2 protein-coding genes are annotated in these 1,253 nt (G+C 42.4%); both read left to right on the forward strand.

What is annotated here, in order from left to right:
- Positions 1–3: 3 nt before the first annotated feature.
- Entirely contained in the window at positions 4–120 is a 117-nt protein-coding gene (locus N438_RS28485) for a hypothetical protein (RefSeq protein ID WP_004217423.1), read from the forward strand.
- A gap of 141 nt (positions 121–261) precedes the next feature.
- Positions 262–1,032 carry an SUMF1/EgtB/PvdO family nonheme iron enzyme gene (locus N438_RS27410; protein ID WP_243414580.1) on the forward strand — a complete coding sequence of 257 codons (771 nt, stop codon included), beginning with the start codon at positions 262–264 and terminating at the stop codon, positions 1,030–1,032.
- The last annotated feature ends 221 nt before the right edge of the window (positions 1,033–1,253 follow it).

The raw sequence follows: 1,253 nt of genomic DNA on the forward strand, positions 1-1,253 counted from the left end.
ACGTTGAATGAATGTTCCAATAAACCGGAGAGACTATTTAAACCTGTCCCGGATAGCCTGATGTCAGAATATCTTGCCATGATCGACGACCAGCATCCGACGGGTACAATGACTGCCTGATGCAATGGCTGAGGTGATAAGATGAGAAAATTAATCGTAGTTGCTTCCGTTGCTGCCGGTTTACTGACCGGGTGCGATCAGGGAAATACCACCGGGAGTGAAAAAGCAGCTAAAGCACTTGTGGATAAATCGGTCTCTAATATGGTCCCCGTTCAGGGTGGTGAGTTTTTAATGGGTGATTTTGGTCCATTAGTTGGTCAAAAATTACCTTTCAGCATACAACAGGATGATAAAACTTTACATAAGGTTATTTTAAGTGATTTTTCGATATCAAAATATAAAGTCACTAACGATGATTTTAATGTTTATTTGAAAGTAAAAGATAAAAAAAATCCACCTGTGGATATACTGGCAAAACGTCATCCTTCTCTGCTAAAGGGGGATTATCCTGCAGGTGTTATCTGGCAACAGGCAAAAGATTATTGTCAGTGGTTAGGTAAAAAATCCGGTAAAAAAATTGATTTGCCGACAGAGGCGCAATGGGAGTTTGCAGCAAGGTCCAGAGGTCAGTATCTTCCGTTTGCTACTAACAATGGTGAGTTTTCACCAGGAAAAAATGTCCCAAGCCAGGATGAACTGAATAAATACACTGACGGGATGGGGCTTCCCATTTATCCAGTAGGTAAATACCCATCAAATCCCTTAGGGCTGTATGATATGGGATTGAGTGGTTCAGAATGGACCAATGACTGGTATGCAGCAGATTATTACTCCAACTCTCCGGTAAAGAATCCTCAGGGACCAGAGCAAGGGACCGAGAAAGTGTTGCGTGGGAATGTTGGCGGCGACAGACAGTTCGCATTGACTATGTTTAGACAATCTGCTTCACCACTCCCAGAAGAAGTTGATGGTGACTATGAAAAATATGGTGTTGGTCCGCAGTATGTATTTCGTTGTGTCGTTAATAAATAATGTGTGATGCCATCTCTTATTTTAACCGAGTCAGAATGCTCAACGAATATTCGGCTGAACCGGATAGGATATTTAATCTATCCCGGATTTCCTGATGTCAGAATATCTTGCCATGATTGATGAGCTGCACCCGACGGGGACAATGACTGCCTGATGCAAAGGCTTAGGTGATAAGATGAGAAAATTAATCGTAGTTGCTTCTGTTGCCGCCAGTTTACTGC

The sequence above is a fragment of the Klebsiella sp. GL120222-02 genome, from assembly GCF_003097195.1.
GTDB lineage: Bacteria > Pseudomonadota > Gammaproteobacteria > Enterobacterales > Enterobacteriaceae > Klebsiella > Klebsiella variicola.